This is a genomic window from Kitasatospora sp. NEAU-CNBT7 (assembly GCF_057220535.1).
The window spans coordinates 155,465-157,647 of sequence record NZ_JBXQQB010000021.1 but is presented as its reverse complement, the minus strand read 5'-3'; the positions used below and the strand labels follow the sequence as shown (position 1 = coordinate 157,647).

At 72.0% G+C, this 2,183-nt stretch carries 3 protein-coding genes and 1 tRNA gene; 3 read left to right on the top strand and 1 reads right to left on the bottom strand.

Annotated features, from left to right (window positions below; translation table 11 throughout):
• Positions 1–197, bottom strand: a 197-nt coding sequence (locus AC2TEW_RS25575) for an ATP-binding cassette domain-containing protein (RefSeq protein ID WP_484625695.1), incomplete at its 3' end; no start/stop codon positions are given.
• Positions 198–537: 340 nt separating this feature from the next.
• Here AC2TEW_RS25575 and AC2TEW_RS25570 point away from each other — a divergent pair.
• The 3 genes from AC2TEW_RS25570 to AC2TEW_RS25560 all read left to right on the top strand — a co-directional run bounded on the left by AC2TEW_RS25570 (position 538) and on the right by AC2TEW_RS25560 (position 2,015).
• Positions 538–622, top strand: a tRNA-Leu gene (locus tag AC2TEW_RS25570).
• A gap of 116 nt (positions 623–738) precedes the next feature.
• Positions 739–1,617, top strand: a complete 879-nt coding sequence (locus tag AC2TEW_RS25565) for a Bax inhibitor-1/YccA family protein (RefSeq protein ID WP_484625686.1) — start codon at positions 739–741, stop codon at positions 1,615–1,617.
• Positions 1,618–1,694: 77 nt separating this feature from the next.
• Positions 1,695–2,015 carry a hypothetical protein gene (locus tag AC2TEW_RS25560; protein WP_484625685.1) on the top strand — a complete coding sequence of 107 codons (321 nt, stop codon included), beginning with the start codon at positions 1,695–1,697 and terminating at the stop codon, positions 2,013–2,015.
• Positions 2,016–2,183 lie beyond the last annotated feature (168 nt).

Below are 2,183 nucleotides of genomic sequence, written 5' to 3'. Positions count from 1 at the left end.
CCGGAGGTGACGGTGTCGAGGCCGGCCATGCAGTGCATGAGGGTGGACTTGCCGGAGCCGGAGGGGCCCATGATGGCGGTGAACTCGCCCTGGCCAAAGGCCACGCTGACGTCGTCCAGGGCGACGACCCGGGTCTCGCCCTCGCCGTAGACCTTGTTCAGGCCGACGGCGCGCGCGGCGGCGGTGGTGGTCGTCATCGTGGTCACGGGAGGGCTCCTGCCGGAAGGGGGGACGGTGGTTCCATGCTCCCGGGCGGCCCCGGCCGGATCCGTCGCTCCGGCGGACGGTTGGCCGGACCACCGCGAGGCGTACACCGGACCGTCACCCTCCTCCTGCGGTATGACACCGTCCCTGAGGCCGGTGAAGGCCCGGTGCGGCCCGTCAACTGGCCGATAACAGTGCTTCCACTGGCCGGATCACGAACGGTTCGTCAGATGGCAAGGAAGCATGACAACTTCCGGGGCCGGGAACATGCGAAACCGGGAGTCGGACGACTAGGCTCAGGGGGTAGCCCGAACAGGGGCGGGAGCGGTTCACGCCCGGGTGGTGGAACGCAGACACGGGCAGCTTAAAACTGCTTGGCCGCAAGGCCGTGCCGGTTCGAGTCCGGCTCCGGGCACCAGCTCCGCCTGCTCGGCCGCGGGAGATCATCCTCGCGGCGTACGCGTACTGCTTTGCCAAGACATTACTCTTGTCCGATGGTGGGCGGTGCCGTGCCGTCCCCCGGAGGGAATGAGCATGAGAAGCAGCAATCCGGTCTTCTCGCGGGACGGGGCCTTCTCCCGCGACACCGGCTACGCAGGGTTCGACAGCACCCGACAGCAGCCCTACGGGGCCGACCCGTACGCCAACAACCCCTACGCGAACGACCAGTACGGCCGGCAGCCCCAGGGCGGCCGACTCACCGACGAGCAGCTGGCCACGATGTACCGGGCGCCCTCCGCGGGGCCGCTGGACACCGGCCGGATGACCATGGACGACGTGGTCGCCCGCACGGCGATGACCCTGCTGACCCTGGTCGCGGCCGGCGCGGTGGCCTGGTTCGCGCTGCCGGCCGAGAACTACGGGTACGCCGTGGTGGCGGCGCTGGCCGCCCTCGTGGTCGGCCTGGTCGCCACCTTCAAGCGGACCGTCAGCCCGGCGCTGATCCTGACCTACGCGGGCCTGGAGGGCTTCTTCCTGGGCGCCGTCTCCAAGTCGTTCGAGACCCTGTGGGACGGCATCGTCCTGCAGGCGGTGCTCGGGACGGCGGCGGTCTTCGCGGCGATGCTGTTCGCCTACAAGAGCGGCCGGATCCGGGTCACCGCGCGGTACGCCAGGATCGGCATCGCGATGGCCATGGGCTTCGTGATCCTGATGCTGATCAACGCGGTCGCCTACGCGCTCGGCGCGGACCTCGGCCTGCGTTCCGGTCCGCTCGGCATCGTGGTCGGCCTGATCGGCATCGCGCTCGGCGCCTTCTTCCTCTCGCTCGACTTCGCCGAGATCGAGGAGGGCATCCGTGGTGGCGCCCCGCAGCAGGAGTCGTGGCGGGCCGCCTTCGGGCTCACCCTCTCGCTGGTCTGGATCTACCTGGAGATGCTCCGCCTGATCGCCATCCTGCGCGGCGACGACTAGCCGTCGGCCGCCTCGGCCGCGGGCCCCGGGAGTCACCGACTCCCGGGGCCCGCGGCGTCTGCCGGTAGCCTCGCTGCATGTCCGACGAACCGACCCTGTCCACCGCCGTCGACCGCCTGGCCGACCGGTTCCGCTCGATGCCGCAGAGCCGGCTGCTCGGCGCGGTGCCCGGCCACCCGTCCAGGGCGGCCGCCGCGCTGGCGCTGGCCCGCCGACTTGCGGCCACCGCGCTGCGGCTGGAGGGCGGGCCGCCGCGCGAGCTGCCGGACGCCGGGGCGTTCGCGGTCGGCGACCAGCTGGCGGTGGCCGGCCACGACCTGGCCGCGGCGGGCGCCGGGGACGCGGTACTGGCCGAGGCGCTCGCGGACGTGCTGGCCGTCACCGAGCTGGTCTCCTGAACCGCGCCCGCCCCCGGGCCGGGACCGGCCCGCGCAACGGCGGCGGCATCAACGGCAACAGCTGCATAAACGGCAACAGCGGCATCAACGGCAACGGCGGCGGGGGGGGGGGGGGGGGGGAACGGGCCACCTTTCTGTCCCCGTCGAGTGCCACCTTGTCCTCTCGTT

What these genes read in the sequence shown, in the direction of transcription:
- AC2TEW_RS25560 (WP_484625685.1), top strand. Translation starts at nt 1,695, where the DNA reads ATGTCCGACGAACCGACCCTGTCCACCGCCGTCGACCGCCTGGCCGAC.
- AC2TEW_RS25565 (WP_484625686.1), top strand. Translation starts at nt 739, where the DNA reads ATGAGAAGCAGCAATCCGGTCTTCTCGCGGGACGGGGCCTTCTCCCGC.